The 20,723-nt window shown below is 63.9% G+C and carries 21 protein-coding genes; 13 read left to right on the top strand and 8 right to left on the bottom strand.

Annotation, left to right across the window (positions count from 1 at the left end):
* From EOA49_RS20885 to EOA49_RS20895, 3 genes are all read left to right on the top strand, one after another.
* Positions 1 to 949 (top strand): glycine cleavage T C-terminal barrel domain-containing protein (locus EOA49_RS20885; RefSeq protein WP_245460760.1); only part of this gene is annotated, 949 nt, incomplete at its 5' end.
* The gene (locus tag EOA49_RS20890; protein WP_067325799.1) at positions 942 to 1,526 is read left to right on the top strand and encodes a sarcosine oxidase subunit gamma; all 585 of its coding nucleotides are present in this window, start codon (positions 942 to 944) and stop codon (positions 1,524 to 1,526) included. The genes EOA49_RS20885 and EOA49_RS20890, both read left to right, overlap by 8 nt.
* Positions 1,527 to 1,610: 84 nt before the next feature.
* Entirely contained in the window at positions 1,611 to 1,829 is a 219-nt protein-coding gene (locus EOA49_RS20895; protein ID WP_067325802.1) for a hypothetical protein, read from the top strand.
* A gap of 85 nt (positions 1,830 to 1,914) precedes the next feature.
* Here the strand turns inward: EOA49_RS20895 and EOA49_RS20900 are convergent, their stop codons facing one another.
* From EOA49_RS20900 to EOA49_RS20920, 5 genes are all read right to left on the bottom strand, one after another.
* A complete protein-coding gene (locus tag EOA49_RS20900) occupies positions 1,915 to 2,151 on the bottom strand; it encodes a DUF680 domain-containing protein (RefSeq protein WP_095800511.1) in 237 nt (78 codons plus the stop codon).
* A gap of 160 nt (positions 2,152 to 2,311) precedes the next feature.
* Positions 2,312 to 2,956: a TetR/AcrR family transcriptional regulator gene (locus tag EOA49_RS20905; RefSeq protein ID WP_127239428.1), complete on the bottom strand. Its 645-nt coding sequence runs from the start codon at positions 2,954 to 2,956 to the stop codon at positions 2,312 to 2,314.
* 298 nt (positions 2,957 to 3,254) lie between these two features.
* Complete coding sequence (locus EOA49_RS20910; protein ID WP_127239427.1) at positions 3,255 to 4,292, bottom strand: phosphotransferase; 1,038 nt, start codon at positions 4,290 to 4,292, stop codon at positions 3,255 to 3,257.
* Positions 4,289 to 4,774: a MaoC family dehydratase gene (locus tag EOA49_RS20915; RefSeq protein ID WP_277816115.1), complete on the bottom strand. Its 486-nt coding sequence runs from the start codon at positions 4,772 to 4,774 to the stop codon at positions 4,289 to 4,291. The genes EOA49_RS20910 and EOA49_RS20915 overlap by 4 nt, the downstream gene beginning before the upstream one ends.
* Positions 4,775 to 4,819: 45 nt before the next feature.
* Complete coding sequence (locus EOA49_RS20920) at positions 4,820 to 5,635, bottom strand: SDR family oxidoreductase (RefSeq protein ID WP_127239426.1); 816 nt, start codon at positions 5,633 to 5,635, stop codon at positions 4,820 to 4,822.
* Between the two features lie 113 nt (positions 5,636 to 5,748).
* Between EOA49_RS20920 and EOA49_RS20925 the strand changes: the two genes are divergently transcribed.
* The 3 genes from EOA49_RS20925 to EOA49_RS20935 all read left to right on the top strand — a co-directional run bounded on the left by EOA49_RS20925 (position 5,749) and on the right by EOA49_RS20935 (position 8,555).
* On the top strand, positions 5,749 to 6,990 hold the full coding sequence (locus tag EOA49_RS20925) for an acyl-CoA dehydrogenase family protein (protein ID WP_127239425.1): 1,242 nt from the start codon (positions 5,749 to 5,751) through the stop codon (positions 6,988 to 6,990).
* Positions 6,991 to 6,995: 5 nt separating this feature from the next.
* On the top strand, positions 6,996 to 8,033 hold the full coding sequence (locus tag EOA49_RS20930; RefSeq protein WP_127239424.1) for a zinc-binding dehydrogenase: 1,038 nt from the start codon (positions 6,996 to 6,998) through the stop codon (positions 8,031 to 8,033).
* 63 nt (positions 8,034 to 8,096) lie between these two features.
* Positions 8,097 to 8,555 carry a hypothetical protein gene (locus EOA49_RS20935; RefSeq protein ID WP_164746633.1) on the top strand — a complete coding sequence of 153 codons (459 nt, stop codon included), beginning with the start codon at positions 8,097 to 8,099 and terminating at the stop codon, positions 8,553 to 8,555.
* Positions 8,556 to 8,582: 27 nt separating this feature from the next.
* Here the strand turns inward: EOA49_RS20935 and EOA49_RS20940 are convergent, their stop codons facing one another.
* The 3 genes from EOA49_RS20940 to EOA49_RS20950 all read right to left on the bottom strand — a co-directional run bounded on the left by EOA49_RS20940 (position 8,583) and on the right by EOA49_RS20950 (position 13,945).
* Entirely contained in the window at positions 8,583 to 11,714 is a 3,132-nt protein-coding gene (locus tag EOA49_RS20940) for an efflux RND transporter permease subunit (RefSeq protein WP_127239423.1), read from the bottom strand.
* Positions 11,711 to 12,868 carry an efflux RND transporter periplasmic adaptor subunit gene (locus tag EOA49_RS20945; protein WP_127239422.1) on the bottom strand — a complete coding sequence of 386 codons (1,158 nt, stop codon included), beginning with the start codon at positions 12,866 to 12,868 and terminating at the stop codon, positions 11,711 to 11,713. Before EOA49_RS20945 ends, EOA49_RS20940 begins: the two co-directional genes overlap by 4 nt.
* Positions 12,869 to 13,114: 246 nt before the next feature.
* Complete coding sequence (locus EOA49_RS20950; RefSeq protein ID WP_067002767.1) at positions 13,115 to 13,945, bottom strand: MurR/RpiR family transcriptional regulator; 831 nt, start codon at positions 13,943 to 13,945, stop codon at positions 13,115 to 13,117.
* Between the two features lie 146 nt (positions 13,946 to 14,091).
* Here EOA49_RS20950 and EOA49_RS20955 point away from each other — a divergent pair, with 146 nt between their 5' ends.
* The 7 genes from EOA49_RS20955 to EOA49_RS20985 form a co-directional block, all read left to right on the top strand.
* Entirely contained in the window at positions 14,092 to 14,910 is an 819-nt protein-coding gene (locus EOA49_RS20955; RefSeq protein WP_127215381.1) for an N-formylglutamate amidohydrolase, read from the top strand.
* Positions 14,911 to 14,932: 22 nt separating this feature from the next.
* A complete protein-coding gene (locus EOA49_RS20960; protein WP_067002581.1) occupies positions 14,933 to 16,489 on the top strand; it encodes an amino acid permease in 1,557 nt (518 codons plus the stop codon).
* A gap of 87 nt (positions 16,490 to 16,576) precedes the next feature.
* The gene (locus EOA49_RS20965; RefSeq protein WP_095778816.1) at positions 16,577 to 17,947 is read left to right on the top strand and encodes a glutamine synthetase family protein; all 1,371 of its coding nucleotides are present in this window, start codon (positions 16,577 to 16,579) and stop codon (positions 17,945 to 17,947) included.
* A 70-nt stretch (positions 17,948 to 18,017) separates the two neighbouring features.
* Positions 18,018 to 18,428: a hypothetical protein gene (locus tag EOA49_RS20970; RefSeq protein WP_095800503.1), complete on the top strand. Its 411-nt coding sequence runs from the start codon at positions 18,018 to 18,020 to the stop codon at positions 18,426 to 18,428.
* Positions 18,418 to 18,834 (top strand): type II toxin-antitoxin system VapC family toxin, encoded by a 417-nt coding sequence (locus EOA49_RS20975; RefSeq protein ID WP_095800502.1) that lies wholly within the window; start codon positions 18,418 to 18,420, stop codon positions 18,832 to 18,834. The genes EOA49_RS20970 and EOA49_RS20975 overlap by 11 nt, the downstream gene beginning before the upstream one ends.
* A 24-nt stretch (positions 18,835 to 18,858) precedes the next feature.
* Positions 18,859 to 20,244: an aldehyde dehydrogenase family protein gene (locus EOA49_RS20980; protein ID WP_095800501.1), complete on the top strand. Its 1,386-nt coding sequence runs from the start codon at positions 18,859 to 18,861 to the stop codon at positions 20,242 to 20,244.
* A gap of 16 nt (positions 20,245 to 20,260) precedes the next feature.
* Positions 20,261 to 20,723: iron-containing alcohol dehydrogenase (locus tag EOA49_RS20985; protein WP_127243329.1), on the top strand; the 463-nt coding region annotated here is incomplete at its 3' end.

Consider the following 20,723-nt stretch of genomic DNA (forward strand, 5'->3'; position numbering starts at 1 on the left):
GCTCTACACCAACCCGTGGGAGAAGCTGGAGCCCGGCCGCTGCCGCTACGGCATCATGCTGCGCGAGGACGGCTTCATCTATGATGACGGCGTCGTCGGCAGGCTGGCGCCGGACCGCTTCCATGTGACGACGACCACCGGCGGCGCGCCGCGTGTCATGCATCACATGGAGGATTATCTCCAGACCGAGTTCCCGCATCTCAATGTCTGGCTGACCTCGATTACCGAGCAATGGGCGGTGATCGCCGTGCAGGGGCCGAGCGCGCGGAAAATCATCGAGCCTTTGGTCGAAGGCATCGACATGTCGGACGAGGCACTGCCGCATATGTCGGTGCGAGAAGGCAAGATCTGCGGCGTGCCGACGCGGCTGTTCCGCATGTCTTTCACCGGCGAGCGCGGCTTCGAGGTCAACGTGCCGGCCGACTATGGCGAAGCGGTGTGGGAAGCGCTGTGGGCCGAAGGCCAGAAGCATGGCGCGACCGCTTACGGCACCGAAACAATGCACGTGCTGCGCGCCGAAAAGGGCTACATCATCGTCGGCCAGGATACGGACGGCACGGTGACGCCGAACGATGCCGGTCTCGACTGGGCGGTCGGCAAGAAGAAGACCGACTTCGTCGGCATCCGCGGCATGATGCGCGCGGATCTCGTCGCCAAGGGCCGCAAGCAACTGGTCGGCCTGAAGGCCAAGGATCCGAAGGTCGTGTTGGAAGAAGGCGCGCAGATCGTCGAGGATCCGAAACAGGCGATCCCGATGAAGATGATCGGCCACGTCACCTCCAGCTACTGGTCGGAGAACTGCGGGCGCTCGATCGCGCTGGCGCTGGTCGCCGGCGGCCGTGATCGCATGGGCCAGACGCTCTATGTGCCGATGCCGAACGGCACGATCGAGGTGGAGGTCACCGGCATGGTGTTCGTCGACAAAAAGGGGGAGCGCCTCAATGGCTAAGGCTACCGCCAAGACAAAAGCCGCCGACGCTTCAGCTGCCGCCGAACGGCGTCCGGCACTTGCCGGGCGCGCGGTGTCGGCGCCGGGCGTCAAGGTCGAGATCCTACCGCCGGCCGAACGCATCTCGCTGCGCGCGCCCGAAGCTTCCGTCGCCGCGCTGTCCAAGGCGCTCGGCGTGACGCTGCCGTCGAAGCCGAAGACCTCGGCGGCGAAAGGCGGGCGCACCGCCTTATGGCTCGGGCCGGACGAATGGCTGGTCATCGACGATGCCGGCAACGATCCGCTGGCCGACTGCGCCAAGGTTTCGGCGCTGCACTCCGCGGTCGGCATCTCGCATCGCAATGTGGCGATCTCGGTTGCCGGGCCGGCGGCCGCGGTGACGGTCAGTTCCGGTTGCCCACAGGACCTGTCGCTCGAGGCCTTCCCAGTCGGGGCAGCATCGCGCACCATTCTCGGCAAGTCCGAGATCGTGCTGCTGCGTACCGCTGAAGACACGTTCCGGGTGGAATGCTGGCGTTCCTTCTCGGACTATGTATTTACTTTGCTGTCGGAAGCGGCGAGCGACGCGGCGAACTGATCCTGCGCCAACCGGTCCGAAGGGCCGGCCTCGGGGAGCCTTCACCGGTCCGGGCCGTTTCTGCGGCTTGCGAGGAGACTGCCGATGCCGTCCAAGTCTGCGCCGAAGTCGCCCAAGAAGTCAGAGGCGGTCCGTTCGCTGGAGCGGGATCGCGAGATCGAGGAAGAAGAGCTCGAGGAAGGCCTCGAGGACACCTTCCCGGCCAGCGATCCGGTGTCGATTACCAGCACCACCATCCCCGGCGGGCCGGCAAAGCCTGGCAGGGCCAAGACCTTGCCTGGAATGAAGTCGCACAAGAAGTAGAGCGCCGCCGCAGTCAAATCGGGCTTCAGGCGAAACGAAAACGGGCGGCCAAGCGCCGCCGGTTTCGTTTGCGATTTGGCGCTGATTAGAGGCCCGGCACGAACCAAGGGTTCACGTCGATACCGAGCCGCGGGCCGTTGGTCGTCTGAGTGTTGGCGGCATCGGGCTTTTCCACCGAGCCGGTCGCGGCGCAGTCGAGCGCCTGATTGGTGTGAGCCTGGGTGCAGGCCGCAGGGGCGTGCTTGGCCGGCTGGCTCCCGCCAGCGAAAGCGGCGCCCGAGAAAGCCAGCAAGGCAGCGAGCGCGAGGATTGTCTTTTTCATCTTTCCGTCTCCGATCGTACACGTACGACACAACGTACATATACGGTTAATGGAGGCTGAATTCAAGAGGGAATTTGTACGCGTACGACAAATTAGCTTGAACCGAGTAACCGGCGTCGCAAATCAAGCGACCGGCGTTGTGTCAAGCCGGCGAAGCCGGTCAGCAGTTGACCGGTGTTTCGGTGAGCGGGCGTATGTCCTGCGCCGACAACGAGGCCAGCATGAAGTCGCACATCCGCTTCACATAGGCCTGGGGGTCGCCGAACGGATAGAAGGGAAAGGTGATCAGCAGCGAGATCGTGCCGTGGCCAACGGTCCACAGCATGGTGGCTATGGCGCGAGGGTCGCCTTTGAGCTTGCCGGCTGCGACGCAGGCCTCGACCCTTTTGATCAGCACCTTCATCGCCGGATTGCCCTGTTCCATGTCCTCGTAGCTCCGGCCTTCCGGCAGCCGGGTCTTCTCTGTCATGAAGACGGTGCGGTATTCATTGGGATTGCCGAGCCCGAAGGCGGCATACTCGGTCATCACAGCCCGCAGCGCCTCAACGGGATCGTCTGCCGGGTGCTCCTCGATGCGGCGGGCAAGCGTTTCGAACGCGTCCTCGGCGAGCGCGAACAGGATGTCCTGCTTATCGGCAAAATAGGAATAGACCGACATCGGCGCGTAGCCGACCCGCTTGGCAAGCTTGCGAATGGTAAGCCCTTCGTAGCCCTCTTCCTGCACAAGCTTGTGAGCTGCGTCGACCAGTTCGGAACGAAGCTCGGCTTTCTGTTTCTCGCGGCGTTTCTGAACGCTCAGCGGCAATTTCCGCCTGCCTTTATGGTTGGTTGCCTGACAAAATTATATACGCTGTACGGAAACGGACAAGGGAGCGGCCTGGTTCCCCAAGATACGCCCTAACGCTTTGTTCCTACTTAATTCCGAACAGGAAAGCCGCTACCCACTTTTTCCGAACTAGATCGCGCTAATGCCGCCGTCCAGCGCCTGCGCATGGCCGCGAGCCCTCAGTGGCGAAGGCTTTGGCCGCGCCGCTGCCGAGACCGCCTGTCGCACCGGTGATCAGCACCGTCGCTCCATCGAAACGGCCCGTGGCTTGGCTCCCTCAACTTTTCTTGTCAATCAGTTCCACCGCCAGCGCGGCGAGCAGCTTCACCGCCTCGCCATAGGTCCTGGCCTTTTCCGGGTTGGAGGCATTGCCGTCCAGCGCGCGGCGGTAGACACCCTGGCAGATCGCCGCCAGGCGGAAGAAGGAGAAGGCGAGGAAGAAGGTCCAGTTGCCGATGCCGTCGATGCCGCGCCGGCGGCAATAGGCGGCGACATAGGCCTCCTCGGACGGCAGGCCGATCGAGGCGCGGTCGATGCCGTCTAGGCCGCGAAAGCCCGACGCATGCGGCAGCCGCCATTGCATGCATTGATAGGCGAGGTCGGCAAAAGGATGGCCAAGCGTCGACAGTTCCCAGTCGAGCACGGCGATGACCTTCGGCTCGTCCTTGGCGAAAATCATATTGTCCAATCGGTAGTCGCCATGCACCAGCGAGACCCGGCCGTCATCGGCCGGCATATGCGTCTTCAGCCAGGTCATCAGCCGATCCATAGCGGCTATGCCTTCGGTTTCGGAGGCGCGGTACTGACTTGTCCAGCGCGCGAACTGGCGCTGGAAATAGCTGCCGGGCTTGCCGAAATCGCCTAAGCCCACAGCCTCGACATCGACTTGGTGCAGGGCGGCGAGGGTCGCATTCATGGCGTCGTAGATCGCGGCACGCTCGTCATTGCCGGATGTATCCGGCAGCGACGGATCCCAGAAGATCCGCCCGTCGAGGAACTCCATGACGTAGAACATGCGGCCGATCGGCGTCATCTCGCCTGAAAGATGGAGCATGCGCGGCACCGGCACGGAGGTCGTGCTCAGCGCCTGCATGACCCGGAATTCGCGGTCGACCTGATGCGCCGATTTCAGCAACTGCCCCGGCGGCTTGGCGCGCAGCACGTAGCGGCCGCTGGCGGCGGTCAGCAGATAGGTCGGGTTCGACTGTCCGGACTTGAATTTTTCGGCCGCGCAAAGCTTGGAAAAACCAGGCACATGCGCTTCGAGATAAGGCGCAAGCGCTGCTTGGTCGAGCGCGTTGGCGTCGCCGCTCATGCGGTCTCGGGCTGGCGCTCGATCAGCGTCAGGGTCAGCCAGCGCGCGGTGAGCGCCGGCTTCTTCGATCCTTCGATCTCGATGGTGACGTCGTGCGCCGTCTGCACCCATCCCGAAGGCCGCACCTTGACGTCGGCCAGCACGAAATGGGTGCGGATGCGCGAGCCGGTCTTCACCGGCGCCAGGAAGCGCAGCGTGTCGAAGCCGTGATTGACGCCCATCTTGGTGTTTTCGATCGGCGGCATGGTCTCGAAGGTCATGGCCGACAGCAGCGACAGCGACAGGAAGCCGTGCGCGATGGTGCCGCCGAACGGCGTCTCGCGCGCGGCGCGTTCCGGATCGCAATGGATGAACTGGTGATCGTCGGTGGCGTCGGCGAACTGATCGATCATGCGCTGCGTCACCGTGCGCCAGGGCGACACGCCGACTTCCTTGCCGACGCTGGCCAGAAGCGTATCGAGACTGATCGGTTCCACGCTGATGTCCTCCGCACCCCGCCCGGATCGCGATTGCTTGAACCGGGCGTCCTACACCTTGAACAATGTCATCCCGTGCTGCACCGACTGGCCGCCGTCGATCGGCAGGATGGCGCCGGTGACATAGCTTCCGGCACGGCTGCACAAATAGAGCGTTGCGCCGGCAATGTCATCCGCCACGCCGATGCGGCCGAGCGGAACATGGCTGCCGACACGTTTCGCCTGCTCCTCCGTGGCGGTGGCAAAGGCCGTCATCCGGCTCTGGAAGGGACCGGGCGCAAAGGCGTTGACGGTGATGCGGCGGGCGGCGAATTCGATCGCCAGCGTGCGCGTCAGGTGATGCACCGCAGCCTTGGAGGCGGTGTAGGAATAGGCATCGTCGGCCAGCGGCTGCGTGCCCATCACCGAGCCCAGATTGATCACGCGGGCCGGGTCATCGTCGCTTGCTGCGGCATCGAGCAGCGGCAAAAGCTCGCGCGTCAGATGGAAGACGGCGGTGACGTTGACGCCGAACACCTTGGTCCAGGCGTGGTAGGGAAACTCTGCGAGCGGCGCGCCCCAGGAAATGCCGGCATTGTTGACCAGGATGTGCAGCCGGTCCGTTCGGACCTTCACGTCGGCAACTAGGGCGGCGATGCCCGCTTCGCTGGACACGTCGCCAGCAAACCCCTCAGCCCGGCCGGAGCCGCACTGCGCGTTGATTTCGTCGGCGACCCGCACACAGTCCTCGCCCTTGCGCGAGGCGATCATCACAGTGGCGCCGGCCTGCACCAGTCCAGTCGCCACCATGCGTCCGATGCCAGTTGCTGCACCGGTCACAAGCGAGGTCTTGCCGGCGACCGAGAACAGCTTGTCGAGATAGCTCATCCAAATTCCTCCCGCGCGCCTCGTCCCGGCCGGAACCGAGGACTCGCGTTGACAAGGCTAGCCGAAGTACGGTCATCCTTGCCACGGGTAAAGAAGCGAAAGGGTCGGAACAGATGGCGGACATGAACCTCGGCATGACCGAGCGGCTGAAGCCGATCCATCAGCGCGTGGCCGCGATGGTGCGCGACGAGATCGCGCCGCTCGGTGAGGAGTTTCTCGCCGAGGTCGGCAGAAACGGTGACCGCTGGACTTACACGGCCAGGCAGACCGAAATCCTCGAAGGGCTGAAGAAGACGGCGCGGGAGCGCGGGCTGTGGAACTTCTGGCTGACCGATTCCAAGCGCGGCTGCGGCCTGTCGACGGTCGAATATGCCTATCTGGCGGAGGAGATGGGCAAGGCGCATCTCGGCGCAGAGACCTTCAACTGCTCGGCGCCCGATACCGGCAATATGGAAGTGCTGGAGCGCTACGGCTCGGAAGAGCACAGGCGGCAATGGCTGGAGCCGCTGCTCGAAGGGAAGATCCGCTCGGCCTATCTGATGACCGAGCCGGACGTCGCCTCATCCGATGCCACCAATATTTCGATGCGCTGCGAGCGGCAGGGCGACGACTATGTGCTTAACGGCGAGAAATGGTGGGCGTCCGGGGCCGGCGATCCGCGCTGCGCCATCTATATCGTCATGGTGAGGACCGGCTCGGACGAGGAGCCGCAGCATCGCCGGCATTCGATGATCCTGGTGCCGGCGGAGAGCGAGGGGATCACCAAGCTCCGGCCTATGCAGGTCTATGGCGACGACGACGCGCCGCATGGCCATATGCATCTGAGGTTCAAGGATGTGCGGGTGCCGGCGGCGAACCTGATCCTCGGCGAGGGCAGGGGCTTCGAGATCGCGCAGGGACGGCTTGGGCCAGGCCGCATCCATCATTGCATGCGTGCGATCGGCCAGGCCGAGATGGCGCTGGAGATGCTGTGCCAGCGTTCGGTGCGGCGCGAGGCGTTCGGCCAATCGCTGGCAAAGCTCGGCGCCAATTTCGACATCGTCGCCGAATGCCGCATGGAGATCGAGATGGCGAGGCTCCTGTGTCTGAAGGCAGCTTGGATGATCGACCAGGGCGATGCACGCGCTGCGGCCCCTTGGATCAGCCAGATCAAGGTGGTAGCGCCGCGCATCGCGCTCAAGGTCACCGACGAGGCGGTGCAGATGTTCGGCGCGCAAGGCATCAGCCAGGACACGCCGCTCGCCCGCTCGTGGACGCATCTGAGAACTCTGCGATTGGCCGACGGGCCGGACGCCGTGCACCGGCGGCAGGTGGCGCGCGCCGAGCTCAGGAAATACACGCAGGAGAAGATCTGACCGCCATGACGCTTCCATCGGAAATGCGAGGCTTGCTGCTTGTCGGCGACGGCTACAGCAAAACGCCTTCGGCCAGCGTGCCGGAGGCGATGGAGGCTTATTTGAAGCCCGGCAGCATCGCCGTGCCGGCGCCTGGTCCGACACAAGCGCTGATCAAGGTCAGTCTCGCCTCAATCAACCCGTCCGATATCGCCTTCATCACAGGGCAATACGGCCAGCCCCGTGTGCAGGGCCGGCCGGCCGGATTTGAGGGCGTCGGAATCGTGGCCTCGACTGGCGACGATCCATACGCAAAAAGCCTTGCGGGCAAGCGCGTCGCCTTCGCCACCGGCGTGTCGAACTGGGGCGCCTGGGCAGAATACGCGGTCGCCGAGGCGGCTTCCTGTATTCCACTGCTCGACACGGTGCGCGACGAGGACGCCGCGGCGATGATCGTCAATCCGCTGACCGCTTTAGCCATATTCGACATGGTCAGAGAGGAGGGTGAGAGGGCCTTCATCATGACTGCCGGCGCCAGCCAGCTCTGCAAGCTGATCATCGGGCTGGCGAAAGAGGAGGGTTTTCGGCCGATCGTCACCGTGCGCCGCGACGAGCAGATCCCGCTGCTGAAAGAGCTGGGCGCCGCCCATGCGCTCAACGAGCAGGCGGCGGATTTCGAGGCCGCGCTGCGCGAGGTGATGAAGGCGGAGCAGCCCCGCATCTTCCTGGACGCAGTGACCGGACCGCTCGCCTCGGCCATTTTCATAGCCATGCCGAAGCGCTCGCGCTGGATCGTCTATGGAAGGCTCGACGCCGAGCCGACAGTCATCCGCGAGCCCGGCCAACTGATCTTCCAGCACAAGCGCATCGAAGGCTTCTGGCTGGCCGAATGGATGCGGCAGTTCCGCGACCGGCTCGGCCCGGCGGTGCTGGAGGCGCAGAAGAGGTTTTCCGACGGGCGCTGGTCGACGGATGTGACGGCGGTGGTCCCGCTGGACGAGGCCATTGCCAGGCTGCCGGACGAGCTGGCCAAGCCGAACGGCAAGGTGTTTGTTAAGCCCTGATCAAGATAACTCGAGGTCGCGTCTATGAGGCTACGGTGGTTTGTCGGATTCGTCCTGGTGTCAATGGCAGGTACATTTAGTGCCGAGGCCGCCGACAAGTTCCCGCCCATTTGGCGCAAGTCGATGACCAATGATCCGGGTACGAACTATTTTCTCAATAAATATTCGGCCTCTTTGAATGATCCAGCATCAACCGCAATTAGAAATATCATCCTGGCGCGCGTCGTCGGCTCTGAATGCCAGTCATCGCGGCTCAGCAAGGCCAAGGTCAGGGCCTATCGCGATAGCATGCTCGGCTCGCTTTCGTCGGATGCATTGAAAGCGGCTGCATTCGCAGCCGGCAGCGAATTGCGCAACTTCGACTATGAAACGCTCGCCCATCTTTGTGCCGGCATCGATTATCAGTTTGGGCCGAAAGGAGCGCTCATAGCGGGTGCCGTTTCGTCAGGCAAAGGCGAGCCAAGATATTCCTACGATCAGCGCAATCCATACATTCGGCTGCCCGAATTCACCGGCAAGTAGCTGAGCTGCCTGGCTCGTGCTCGTCCACTATTCCGCCGGCTCGACATTGGCATAGGCGGCTTGCTCGAGTTCGCGCTTCACGCGGGCTTCCTCATGCGCCTTGGGCGTGACGAAGCGGCCAAGCAAGAGATAGGCGACAGGGGTCAGGAACAGCGTGGAGACGGTCGCCAGGCCAAGGCCGCCGACGATCACCCAACCGAGCGCCACGCGCGCCTCGGCGCCTGCGCCTGAAGCCAGCACCAGCGGCACGCCGCCGAGCACGGTGCAGATCATAGTCATCATCACCGGGCGAAGGCGAATGGTGGCGGCCTCTTCGATCGCCTCGCGCACGCCAAGCCCGCGGTCGCGCAGCTGGTTGGCGAACTCGACGATCAGGATGCCGTTCTTGGCCATGACCCCGACCAGGAGGACCAGGCCGATCTGGCTGTAGGCATTGAGGCTGGTGCCCGACAAAAGCAGCGCGAAGATGGCGCAGGCGAGCCCGAGCGGCACTGTCGCCATGATGATGACGGCGCTGACGAAGCTCTCGAACTGGGCCGCCAGCACCAGAAGGATGATGACCAGCGCGAAACCGAAGATGGTCGCCATGGCGCTGTTGCTCTCGCCGAGCGTCGCCGCCTCGGCCAGCGGCACGATCCGCGCGTCCGACGGCAGCAGCGGTGTTGCGATTTCCTCGGCGCGCGTCAGCGCATCGCCGAGCGCGAAGCTGCCGCCCAGATTGGCGGTGATCGCCACGGACGGCTGCTGCTGCTCGCGAGTGAGGGACGGCGGCACGGCGCGCTCGGTCAGCGTGGCGATGGTCGACATCGGCACGAAGCGGCCGTCCGACGTTTTCAGAAAAATGTTTTCCAGATCGGTCGGATCGTTGATTGGATTGGTGGTCGAGACCAGCTTCACGCCATAGCTGCGGTCGGCGATGTAGACGTCGACGACATCGTTGCCGTCGAGCATTGCCTGCAGCGTGTCCGCAAGCCCGGTGATGTCGATGCCGAGGTCGGAGGCGCGCTCACGGTCGATGGCGACGGCAAGCTGCGGCTGCGTAAGGTCGACGGAAAGTCGCGGTGCTTGGAAGCGCGGATCCTGCCGCATCTCCTCGACGATCTGCACCGCCGCCGCGCTTAGCGCCTTGCGGTCGTTGCCGACCAGGGCGAATTGCAGGCCGCTGCCGGCGCCACGGATGCGAAGGCTGTTGGGCTGAACCGGGAAAACGCGGACGCTTGGCACCTGCTTCGTCAGGCGGCTGATCTCGGCCATGATCTCCTGCTGGCTGCGCGTCCGCTCGTCCCACGGCGCCAGCGTCATCACCATGAAGCCGCTGTTGTAGGCGCCGTTGTTGCCGGCATTCGCGAAGGTGCTGCGGATCTCGCCGGAATCGCGCAAAGGCTGGATCAGCCGCTCGATCTTGCGCATCTGCTCGGTGGTATAGTCGAGGCTGACTCCTTGCGGCGCGTTGATGCGCAGCAAAACGACGGCGCGGTCTTCGGTCGGCGTCAGCTCCTGACGTATCGTGCCGAACAAAGTGAAGGCGGTGCCAGCGAAGAGCATAGCGACGAGCACTACGATCCAGGGGGCGCCGAGGCAGGCATGCAGGCAGCGCTTGTAGAGCCGATGCAATGCGCCGCCGATGCGAGCGCCCACGCCGCTGCCACCTTCGTGGTGAAGAGAGGCGCTGGTCAGCATGCGCGAGGCGAGCATCGGGCAGAGCGTCAGCGCCACGACGCAGGAGAGCAGTACCGACATCGCCAGCACGAAGCCGAACTCGCGAAAGAGCCCGCCGGTCTGTCCCGGCAGGAAGGAGATCGGCACGAAGACGGCGACCAGGGTCAGCGTCGTGGCAACGACGGCGAAGAAGACTTGCTGGGTGCCGAGCACGGCGGCCGCGCGCGGCCCCATGCCCTCGTTGCGGCGGCGCACGATATTTTCGAGCACGACGATGGCGTCGTCGACGACGAGGCCCGTCGCCAGAACCAGCGCCAGCAGCGTCAGGATGTTGATGGAAAAGCCGGCGAGGTAGATCGCGGCGATGGTGCCGATCATGGCGACCGGCATCGACAGGCCCGGGATCAGCGTCGCGCGCCAGTCGAGCAGGAAGGCGTAGATGACGATCAGCACGATCGAGACGGAAAGCGCGAGCGCGATCTCAACCTCGTGCACAGCGCCGTTGACGAAGACGGCATCGTCGCTGGTGACCTTGATCGACATGCCTTGCGGAAGGTTTGCCTGGAGCTTCTCCACGGCGGCCCTGACGCCGGTCGATATATCGAGCGTGTTCGATTCCGCCTGGCGGATGATGCCGAGGCCGATGCCGGTTTTGCCGTCGGAGCGCAATGAGGTCTGGCCGATGTCGGGGCCGAGCGTCACGGTGGCGACGTCGCGGATGCGCGTCGCGCCGCCGATGACGATGCTCTCGAATTCCTCCGGCGTGGTCACGTCGGCCGTCGTGCGCACGACGAGGTCCTGGTTTGTGGTGGTGATCGAGCCGGCCGGGGAATCGAAGGCGACGGAGGCGAGCGCCTTGCGCAAATCCGCCACGGTGAAGCCGTGGCTTGCCAGCTTGTTCTGGTCGACGTCGATGCGGAAGATTTTGTCGCGGTCGCCGGATACCTGGACGTCGGCGACCCCTGGAACGGCGGCGAGCTCGTCCTCGATGCGGTCCTGGACCAGCACCGTCATGTCCTGCACCGACATGGTGTCGGACGTGACCGCCAGCCGCATCACCGGGTCGGAATTGGCGTCGGCCTTGACGATGCGCGGCGCATCGGCGGTCTCGGGCAGTTGGTTGGTGATGCGGCTGACGGAATCGCGGACATCGGAGGCGGCTACATTGAGATCGACGCCGTCGTTGAACTCGATGGTGACGCGGCTCTGGCCGAAAGATGAAGTCGACGAGATCGACTTGACACCCGAGACGCGCGCGACGGCGCCCTCGATCGGGTCGGTCAACTCGCGGTCGACGGTTTCGGCGGCCGCGCCCTCGAAGGTGGTGTTGACGGTGATGACCGGGCGGTCGACATCCGGCAGTTCGCGGATTTCGACGCCCCAGAAGGCTGCGAGGCCGGCGACCGCGATGAGCGTGTTGAGCACGAAGGCCATGACCGGCCTGCGGATGAAGAGCGCGGTCAGGCCCGATCCCGCGGTCTGGTCGCCGGTGGCGCTCATGAGCCTTCGGCCGCGGTGGCGCGGTCCTCGCCGGCGATCCGGACGTCGCCGCCTTCGCTGACACTCTCCGTGCCTTCGGTCACCACCATGTCGCCGCTCTCGACGGGAGCATCGATCAGCACCGTCTCGGTGTTGCGCTGGATGATGCGCACCGGCACGCGCTTTGCCTTGCCGTTTTCGACGGTCCAGATATAGGCGCCGTCGGTGCCCCACTGGATGGCCAGTGGGCTGACGGCCGGATAGGTGTCGCCGGGGAATTTCATGGCGATCTGGAACGACATGCCGGCGCGCAGCGAATCCGCCGGGTTGGCGATCGTCGCCTTGACGAGCAGCGTGCGGCTGTTCTCGTCGATATGGTTGTCGATGGCCGAAACCGTGCCGGAATAGACCTGGTTGGGGTTGGCCAGCGGCGTGGCCGACAATCGCTGTCCGACCTTTACAGCGGCGGCGAAACGCTCCGGCACCCAGAAATCGACCAATATGCTCGAGCGGTCGTCAAGCGTGGCGATCGCCGACTGGCTGGTGACATAGTTGCCGGCGGCGATCGGCAGGATACCGACAGTGCCTTCGATAGGCGCGACGACCGAGCGGCGCTCGAGCGCGAGCTCGGCATCGCGCAGCGCCAGCTTGGCATTGGCGAGCGCCACCTCGGCATCCGCGACGGCAACTTGCGTGGCGGCATTGGAGGCTCGCAGCGACTTGACCCGGTCGAGCTTCGCCTGGGCGTCGTCGAGCGCGACCTTGGCACGGTCGCGCGCAATCACTTCCGTCTCCGAATCGAGCCTGGCGATGACATCGCCTTTTTCGACATGGGTGCCGGACTGCACCGGCAGTTCGGTGAGGCGGCCGGAAGAGTATGGATTGACAGTGACTGTCGCATTGGCGCGGCCGGTCCCGATCGCCTGAAGCCTGTCGTTGATGGTGGCGGTGCCGGCAGGGGAGGCGACAATGGTCACGATCTGGCCGGCGCGATTGCGACCGGACCGGACAGAACCGCTCTCGATGCTTCCCGTGGCGGGGGGCGTCGCCGCAATCGCCCAGTCAATACCCCAGCGTGCCAATACCTCAGGCGCGCCGGGATAGAAGCGCGCCCAGGCGGCCGCAGCGGCAACCACGATCACCAGCGCAAGAACAATCTGTTTCCAGCTCGACATTGACACTCCAGCGGCAGAATCGTCCGCCGGTTCCAAGTGGAAGCAGGCTGAGCGACGATACGGCGTGAGAGCGATACCGGCCACGCCACATCATAATATCAGCGTTTTATGGCAATTATCACGCAAACGTGCACATTAAATCTCGGTAACGTGAAGCGGGATCATCGCTTCGGTCCCACCTTTTGCCGCAATTTGGGGGACGCCGGCCGCCATTCGGTTAAAGGAAAACCGAACGGACGGAACTGCCTAGCGCAGGCTCTCCAGGTCGCGGATGCGCTTGGCGCCGGCGGCTTCGAGCTGCCTCGTAACCGCGCCGATCAGCGTTTCGGCGACGACAAAGAGGGCGGCGGATGAATCCCAGGCCGAAGGCACGGCGGTACGCCCGGCGATCACATGGCGGGCGAAGCGGGCGATCGGCGAGAGCCACTGATCGGTGAAGAGCACGATTTGGACGCCGCGCTGGTGCGCCTTCTCGGCAAAGCGGAGCAGACTTTCCTGGTAGCGCCTGATGTCGAAGATAACCAGGACGTCGCGCTTGCCCATGTCAATCAGCCGGTCGCGCCAGATGCTCTCCTGGCCGGCGAGGTGGTAGACGTCTGGCTGGATGATGGCGAGATGGGCTGCCATGTAGCGCGCGAGCGGATCGGTGAAGCGGCCGCCGATCAGAAAGGTCTTGCCGCGGCGCTCGGCAAGCCGTGCGGCAATGTCGGCCAACTGCTTGTCGGTAAGGTGCCGGAACGTCTCGCGCATGTTGTCGAGCGTCGCCTCCAGCATCGGCGAAACGGCGCCGCCATTGGCGGGCGACGCCGAGTTGAGCGTGCGAGAGGCCGGCGACTGCAATTGCGCGGCCAGTTCATCCTGCAGCGCCGACTGGAATTCGGGATAGTTCTGGAAACCCAACCTAGCGACGAAACGCAGAATCGTCGGTGAGGAGACTCCCGCCGCGGTCGAGAACTCGGCCACGGTCTTCAGCCCGGTCAGCGGATAGTTGGCAATCAGCGTCTGCGCGGCGCGGCGCTCGCCTGCCGGCATGGTGCCGATGCGGTCCGAAATCAGTTCGGCAATACTGGAGATCATCGTTTTCCCCACCCTTTGACCCGGTCGCCGCCGTTTTCGGAATTCCGCGTTTGACAAAGCCGCGTAAACTGTATGAAATCATTCACAGGGGCGCAATGAGGCAAATTACGTAACATAAGATACAGCGCTCCCGAGGGGACGGCAGTATGGCCAAAGCACGGCGCGCCAGCCTTGCACCGTCGGAGACCGTGAGGGTGACCAACCCCGGCGGCTCGAGCCCCTTCGTCCTCACCTGCGATCACGCCTCGAACTTCCTGCCCGCCGAATTCGGAACGCTCGGGCTGCCCGCCGAGGATCTCTCCCGGCATATCGCCTGGGATCCCGGCGCGCTGCCGGTCGCCAGCCGGATGGCCGACGCGCTCGACGCCACGCTGGTCGAAACCCGCATCTCGCGCCTGGTGATCGACTGCAACCGCCCGCTCGACGCGCCGGACCTCGTGCCGCCGGTCAGCGAGGCGACGGCCATTCCGGGCAATTCGAATCTCTCTGGCAAGCAGCGCGCGGAGCGGATCGATCTCGCGTGGCGTCCGTTCCACGACTCGATCGCTGAGATCATCGAGCAGCGGCTGGCGCTCGGGCAGGAAACGCGCCTGGTGTCGGTGCACTCCTTCACGCCGGTTTATAAGGGCAGGAGCCGTCCCTGGCATATCGGCATCATCCATGACGACGATCGCCGGCTGGCAGCGCCGCTGATATCGGCGCTCAAGCGGCTGTCCGGCGTCACCGTTGGCGTCAACGAACCCTATTCGCCGGCCGACCGCGTCTATTTCACGCTGGAACGGCACGCGCGCTCGCGCGGCCTTGCCTGCGCGATGATCGAAATCCGCAACGACGAGATCTCCGGCGAGACCGGGCAGCGGAAATGGGCGGATCTGCTCACAGGCATATTCTCGAATCTGGAGCCCGAGGAGGCCAGGGGCTCCCGACAACGCGCAATGGGAAAGTCAGTACAGTCGGCCAGCTAAGAAACCACAGGGGACTTCCAACATGGCAGCAAATGACTACACCGAAGTCGACAAGGCTGAGGACATACAGGTCCTCCACAGCATGGGCTATGCCCAGGAACTGGAGCGGCGCCTCAGCCGCTTCTCGAATTTCGCGGTTTCCTTCTCCATCATCTGCATCCTGTCCGGCGGCATCAACTCGCTGGCGCAGGCGACCTCCGGCGCCGGCGGCATCGGCATCGGCATAGGCTGGCTGGTGGGCTGTTTCGTGTCGCTCACCTTCGCGGTCGCCATGTCGCAGATCAGCTCGGCCTATCCGACGGCCGGCGGCCTCTATCACTGGGGCTCGATCCTCGGCAATCGCGGCACCGGCTGGGTTACCGCCTGGCTCAACCTGCTTGGCCTGATCACCGTGCTCGGCGCCATCAACGTCGGCACCTGGACTTTCTTCGTCGGCGCTTTCGGGCCGGCGCTGGGCATTGAAAACAACCTGACCACCCAGACGATCTTCCTGGTCATCATCACCGGTGCGCAGGCGCTGATCAACCATCTGGGCATCAAGCTGACGGCAAAGCTAACCGACTTTTCGGGCTATCTGATCTTCTTCGGCTCGATCCTGATCGCGGTGGTCTGCCTGCTCTCGGCCGAGACCTGGGACTTCAGCCGCCTCTTCACCTTCCACAACTACTCAGGCGATGCCGGAGGCGGCGTGTGGCCGCAGGTCTCGAACGCCTGGGTCTTCGCGCTGGGCCTCCTGCTGCCGATCTATACGATCACCGGCTATGACGCCTCGGCGCACACGTCGGAGGAAACCATCAAGGCGGCTTCTTCCGTGCCGCGCGCGATGGTCATGTCGGTCATCTGGTCGGCGCTGTTTGGCTACCTGTTCCTGGCTGCCTTCGTGTTGATGATCCCGAACATGGACGAGGCCGCCAAGCAGGGCTGGAACGTGTTCTTCTGGGCCTTCGACCAGCGCGTCGGAACCGGACTGAAGGAGTTCGTCTATCTCGTCGTGTTCCTGGCACAGCTGCTGTGCGGCCTTGCCACCGTCACGTCGGCCTCGCGCATGATCTTCGCCTTCTCGCGTGACGGCGGCCTGCCCGGCTCGGCAGCGCTTTCCAAGGTCAGCCCGACCTATCGCACGCCCGTGGCGGCGATCTGGACAGCCTCGATCCTGTCGGTGCTGTTCGTGTGGGGCTCGTCGGTGGTCTCGGTCGCCGGCACCTCGGCCTACACGATCGTGGTGTCCTGCACCGTCATCTTCCTGTTCCTCTCCTTCACCGTGCCGATCGTGCTCGGCATGATGGCCTGGGGGACGCCGAAGTGGGACAAGATGGGGCCGTGGAACATGGGCCGCGGCATCTTCATGCTGTTCGGTCTGCTCTCGATCGTGTCGATGATCCTGATCTTCGTCATCGGCATCCAGCCGCCGAACGACTGGGCGCTCTACATCACCGTCGGCTTCTTCATCCTGACGGCGGTCGTCTGGTTCGCCTTCGAGCGCAACCGCTTCCAGGGGCCGCCGCTCGGCGACATCATCGCGGCGCGCCAGGCGGCGATCAAGGCGGCAGAGCAGGCGGTCGGCGAGACCGGCCACTGACATCGGACATCATGGCCCTGGCCGGCGTCACGCCGGCCAGGGCTTCGTTTCTCCCTTTCAATCGACAAGTGTTGGAGTGCCAAAGGAATGGCCGGGAATTTCTCGTTCGATCAGTTGAAGAAAGCGGTCTCGAACGGCGAGGTCGACACGGTGCTGGCCTGCATCGTCGACATGCAGGGCCGGCTCGCGGGGAAGCGCTTCCTGGCCCAGTATTTCGTCGATTCCGCGCATGGCGAGACGCATGGCTGCAACTATCTGCTGGCCTGCGACATCGATATGGAGCCGGTGCCAGGCTACAAGGCGGCGAGCTGGTCGAAGGGTTATGGCGACTTTGTCATGAAACCCGACCTGTCGACGTTGCGGCGCGTCCCATGGCTGGAGAAGACGGCGCTGGTCATCTGCGACGTGCTCGATCATCACGACCATGAGGACCTCGCGCATTCGCCGCGCGCGATCCTGAAGAAGCAGGTCAAGCGTCTGAGCGAGCGCGGCTATATCGGCTACTTCGCCTCCGAGCTCGAATTCTACCTGTTCAGCGAAACCTACGAATCGGCGCGCAGAAAGCACTGGCAAGGGCTCGACAGCGCTTCGCCCTATATCGGCGACTACCAGATCGGCATCACCACCAAGGAAGAAGGCGTCATGCGCCGGCTCCGCAACGAGATGGAGGCAGCCGGCATCCCGATCGAAAATTCCAAGGGCGAGTGGGGTCCGGGCCAGGAAGAGATCAATGTGCGCTATGCCGAGGCGCTCGAGATGGCGGATCGCCACGTCATCCTGAAGAACGGCGCCAAGGAGATCGCCGATTCCGAAGGCAAGGCCATCTCCTTCATGGCCAAGTACAATTACGGGCTCGCCGGCAATTCCAGCCACATCCACAATTCGCTGTGGAGCGCCGACGGCGGGACGCCGCTGTTCTTCGACAAAAACGCCGAATGGACGCTGTCGAGCCTCGGCCAGCAATGGGCGGCCGGCCAGCTCAAATACGCCAAGGAGTTCACCTGGTTCCTGGCGCCGTACATCAACTCCTACAAGCGCTTCCAGGCCGGCACCTTCGCGCCGACCAAGATCATGTGGAGCGAGGACAACCGCACGGCGGGATTCCGGCTGTGCGGCGAGGGTACCAAAGGCATCCGCATGGAATGCCGCATCGGCGGCGCCGATCTCAACCCCTATCTCGCCTTCGCCGCGCTGATCGCGGCCGGTCTCGCCGGCATCGACGAGAAGCTGGAGCTGCAGAAGCCGTTTGTCGGCGACGCCTATCAGGCGTCGCAACTGCCGGAAATCCCGAAGACGCTGCGCGATGCCACCGAGACGCTGGAAGGCTCCACGATGCTGAAGCAGGCCTTCGGCGAGGAGGTGATCGAGCACTATGTCCACACCGCCCGCTGGGAGCAGTTCGAATACGACCGCCGTATCACGGATTGGGAACTGCACCGGGGGTTTGAACGCTACTAAAGCTGTAATCGACGTTGACTGAACCTAACTAAAGCTGCAGTCTTGGCTGGTTGAGTTCGGGAACGTGAGAATGGGAAAGTATTCGCCTTTGCGTTCGTATCTTATGGCTCAAACCGGCGAGCGGGTTCCGATGTCGTTCAGCGACATCGAGAAGCTGCTTGGCGAAAAGCTACCGGCGTCCAAGCAGTATCCGGCTTGGTGGAGCAATAACCCCAGCAACAATCCAATGACAAAGGAGTGGCTGGCCGCGGGGTTCCAGACTGAGTCCGTCAATATAGCGGGCGAAAATCTGGTCTTTCGGCGCGTTCAACCAGGTTCCGGCACTTCAAAGGGGTTCGGCGAATCGGCTCAGGCCGAGATCGGCGGGACACCGAAACGACACCCGATCTTCGGCTGCATGAAGGGAACGCTTACTATCCTCCCAGAGGTCGATCTGACGGAGCCTGTCGAGCAGGATTGGGGCAAGGTCTATGAACACTGAGAACCTTCTGTTGGACACTTGCGCGGTCATCTGGATTTCGCAGGACGAACCGATAGCCGATGCCGCGACAACGGCTATCAGCAAGGCTCCTCAGTCCGGCACGCTGAACGTATCGGTCATGTCGGCATGGGAGATGGGCATGCTGGTGTCGAAGGGCAGGTTGCCGTCGACGAAGACGCCCGACCGTTGGTTCGACGAGTTCGTTGAGGCGGCGGCCGTCACAGTGGAAGGGGTGACGCCACGTATTCTCATCGCGGCCTCCTACCTCCCAGCTGTCGTTCACAGCGATCCAATGGATCGAATTCTGATAGCGACCGCGCGGGAGCGCGATTTGACTATCGTAACCCGTGACAAGGCCATTTTGGCCTATGCCGCGCAGGGTCATGTCAGAGCCATCGCCTGCTGAAAGAGTCAATTTGGAGACGTCTTCTTGGATACCGTAAAACTCAAATCACCCATCGACGGCTCGATCTACGCCGAGCGGCCGGTCGCGACGGATCAGGCGATCAATGCGGCGGCAGAGCGCGCCAGGGCGGCGCAGGAGAAATGGGCCGAGACACCGGTTGCCGAGCGCGGCAAGTACATGCTGGCGATGCTGGAAGCGCTGGTCGGCATCAGCGACGAGATCGTGCCCGAGATCGCCTGGCAGATGGGGCGGCCGGTGCGCTATGGCGGCGAGTTCGGCGGCGTCAAGGAACGCACCAGCTACATGGTCGAGATCGCGGAAGCTGCGCTGAAGCCGATCATGGCCTCCAATCCGAAGGACGGCTTTCGCCGCTATGTCAAGAAGGTGCCGCTTGGCGTCGTGCTGGTGATCGCGCCGTGGAACTATCCTTATCTCACCGCGGTCAACACGATCGTGCCGGCGCTGATGGCCGGAAGCGCGGTCATCCTCAAGCATGCGGCGCAGACGCTGCTGGTCGGCGAGCGCTTCCAGCAGGCGTTCGACAAGGCGGGCCTGCCGAAAGGCCTGTTCCAGAATCTGGTCATGAACCACGACCAGACCGAAAGGCTGCTCGGCTCGGGCAAGATCGATCATGTCAACTTCACCGGCTCGGTTGCCGGCGGCCGCGCCATCGAGAAGGCCGCGGCCGGCACCTTCATGACGCTCGGCCTCGAGCTCGGCGGCAAGGATCCGGCCTATGTCCTTCCCGACGCCAAAATGGACCATGCGGTCGCCAATTTGGTCGACGGCGCCTTCTACAATTCCGGCCAATGCTGCTGCGGCATCGAGCGCGTCTATGTGCACGAAAAGGTCTATGACGAGTTCGTCGAAGGTTTTGTCGCCGAGACCAGGAACTATGTCGTCGGCAATCCGCTGGAGCAGGCGACGACCATGGGTCCGATGGCGCAGGCACGCTTCGCCGACCTGATCCGCGAGCAGAAGGCAGAGGCGCTGCGCAAGGGCGCCAAGGCGCATATCGCCATGAAGGTGGAAAACGACAGGCCGGGCTCGCCCTATCTGGCGCCGGAAGTGCTGACCGGTGTCGACCACCAGATGAGCGTCATGCGCGAGGAAAGCTTCGGCCCGATCGTCGGCATCATGAAGGTGCGCGACGACGAGGAAGCCATCGCGCTGATGAACGACAGCCCCTATGGGCTGACGGCCTCGATCTGGACGCGCGACACCGAGCGCGCCGTGGCGATCGGCGACCGGGTCCAGACAGGCACCGTGTTCATGAACCGCTGCGACTATCTTGATCCGGCGCTGGTCTGGACCGGCGTCAAGGACACCGGCAAGGGCGCGGCGCTGTCCGCCATCGGCTACGACAACCTGACCCGGCCGAAATCCTATCACCTGCGCGAAGCGATCTGAATTCGAAAGACAATCCATGTCCAAGCTCACCTCCAAATGGAACTACCCCACCACCGTCCGCTTCGGCGCGGGGCGCATCAAGGAACTGCCGGACGCGCTGGCTGCGGCAGGCATCAAGCGCCCGCTTTTCGTGACCGACCCGGGCCTGGCGAAGCTGCCCGTCGTCGCTTCGACACTGAAGATCCTCGACGATGCCAATGTGCCTTATGGCGTCTTTTCCGAGGTGAAGCCGAACCCGGTCGAGTCCAACCTGATCGCCGGCATCGCCGTGTTCAAGAAAGGCAAGCATGACGGGGTCGTCGCTTTCGGCGGCGGCTCGGCGCTCGACCTCGGCAAGCTGATCGCCTTCCAGGCCGGGCAGGCGCGTCCGGTATGGGATTTCGAGGACATCGGCGACTGGTGGACGCGCGCCAACTCGGAGGCGATCGCGCCGATCATCGCGGTGCCGACCACGGCGGGCACCGGGTCCCAGGGCGGCC

The sequence above is a fragment of the Mesorhizobium sp. M1A.F.Ca.IN.020.04.1.1 genome (assembly GCF_003997315.1).
Classification (GTDB): domain Bacteria; phylum Pseudomonadota; class Alphaproteobacteria; order Rhizobiales; family Rhizobiaceae; genus Mesorhizobium.

Coding starts and splice junctions, on each gene's coding strand:
- EOA49_RS20925 (WP_127239425.1), top strand. CDS start 5,749: ATGGCGGACATGAACCTCGGCATGACCGAGCGGCTGAAGCCGATCCAT.
- EOA49_RS20975 (WP_095800502.1), top strand. CDS start 18,418: ATGAACACTGAGAACCTTCTGTTGGACACTTGCGCGGTCATCTGGATT.
- EOA49_RS20965 (WP_095778816.1), top strand. CDS start 16,577: ATGGCCGGGAATTTCTCGTTCGATCAGTTGAAGAAAGCGGTCTCGAAC.
- EOA49_RS20895 (WP_067325802.1), top strand. CDS start 1,611: ATGCCGTCCAAGTCTGCGCCGAAGTCGCCCAAGAAGTCAGAGGCGGTC.
- EOA49_RS20920 (WP_127239426.1), bottom strand. CDS start 5,635: ATGAGCTATCTCGACAAGCTGTTCTCGGTCGCCGGCAAGACCTCGCTT.
- EOA49_RS20960 (WP_067002581.1), top strand. CDS start 14,933: ATGGCAGCAAATGACTACACCGAAGTCGACAAGGCTGAGGACATACAG.
- EOA49_RS20940 (WP_127239423.1), bottom strand. CDS start 11,714: ATGAGCGCCACCGGCGACCAGACCGCGGGATCGGGCCTGACCGCGCTC.
- EOA49_RS20930 (WP_127239424.1), top strand. CDS start 6,996: ATGACGCTTCCATCGGAAATGCGAGGCTTGCTGCTTGTCGGCGACGGC.
- EOA49_RS20900 (WP_095800511.1), bottom strand. CDS start 2,151: ATGAAAAAGACAATCCTCGCGCTCGCTGCCTTGCTGGCTTTCTCGGGC.
- EOA49_RS20955 (WP_127215381.1), top strand. CDS start 14,092: ATGGCCAAAGCACGGCGCGCCAGCCTTGCACCGTCGGAGACCGTGAGG.
- EOA49_RS20950 (WP_067002767.1), bottom strand. CDS start 13,945: ATGATCTCCAGTATTGCCGAACTGATTTCGGACCGCATCGGCACCATG.
- EOA49_RS20910 (WP_127239427.1), bottom strand. CDS start 4,292: ATGAGCGGCGACGCCAACGCGCTCGACCAAGCAGCGCTTGCGCCTTAT.
- EOA49_RS20890 (WP_067325799.1), top strand. CDS start 942: ATGGCTAAGGCTACCGCCAAGACAAAAGCCGCCGACGCTTCAGCTGCC.
- EOA49_RS20935 (WP_164746633.1), top strand. CDS start 8,097: ATGGCAGGTACATTTAGTGCCGAGGCCGCCGACAAGTTCCCGCCCATT.
- EOA49_RS20970 (WP_095800503.1), top strand. CDS start 18,018: ATGGGAAAGTATTCGCCTTTGCGTTCGTATCTTATGGCTCAAACCGGC.
- EOA49_RS20945 (WP_127239422.1), bottom strand. CDS start 12,868: ATGTCGAGCTGGAAACAGATTGTTCTTGCGCTGGTGATCGTGGTTGCC.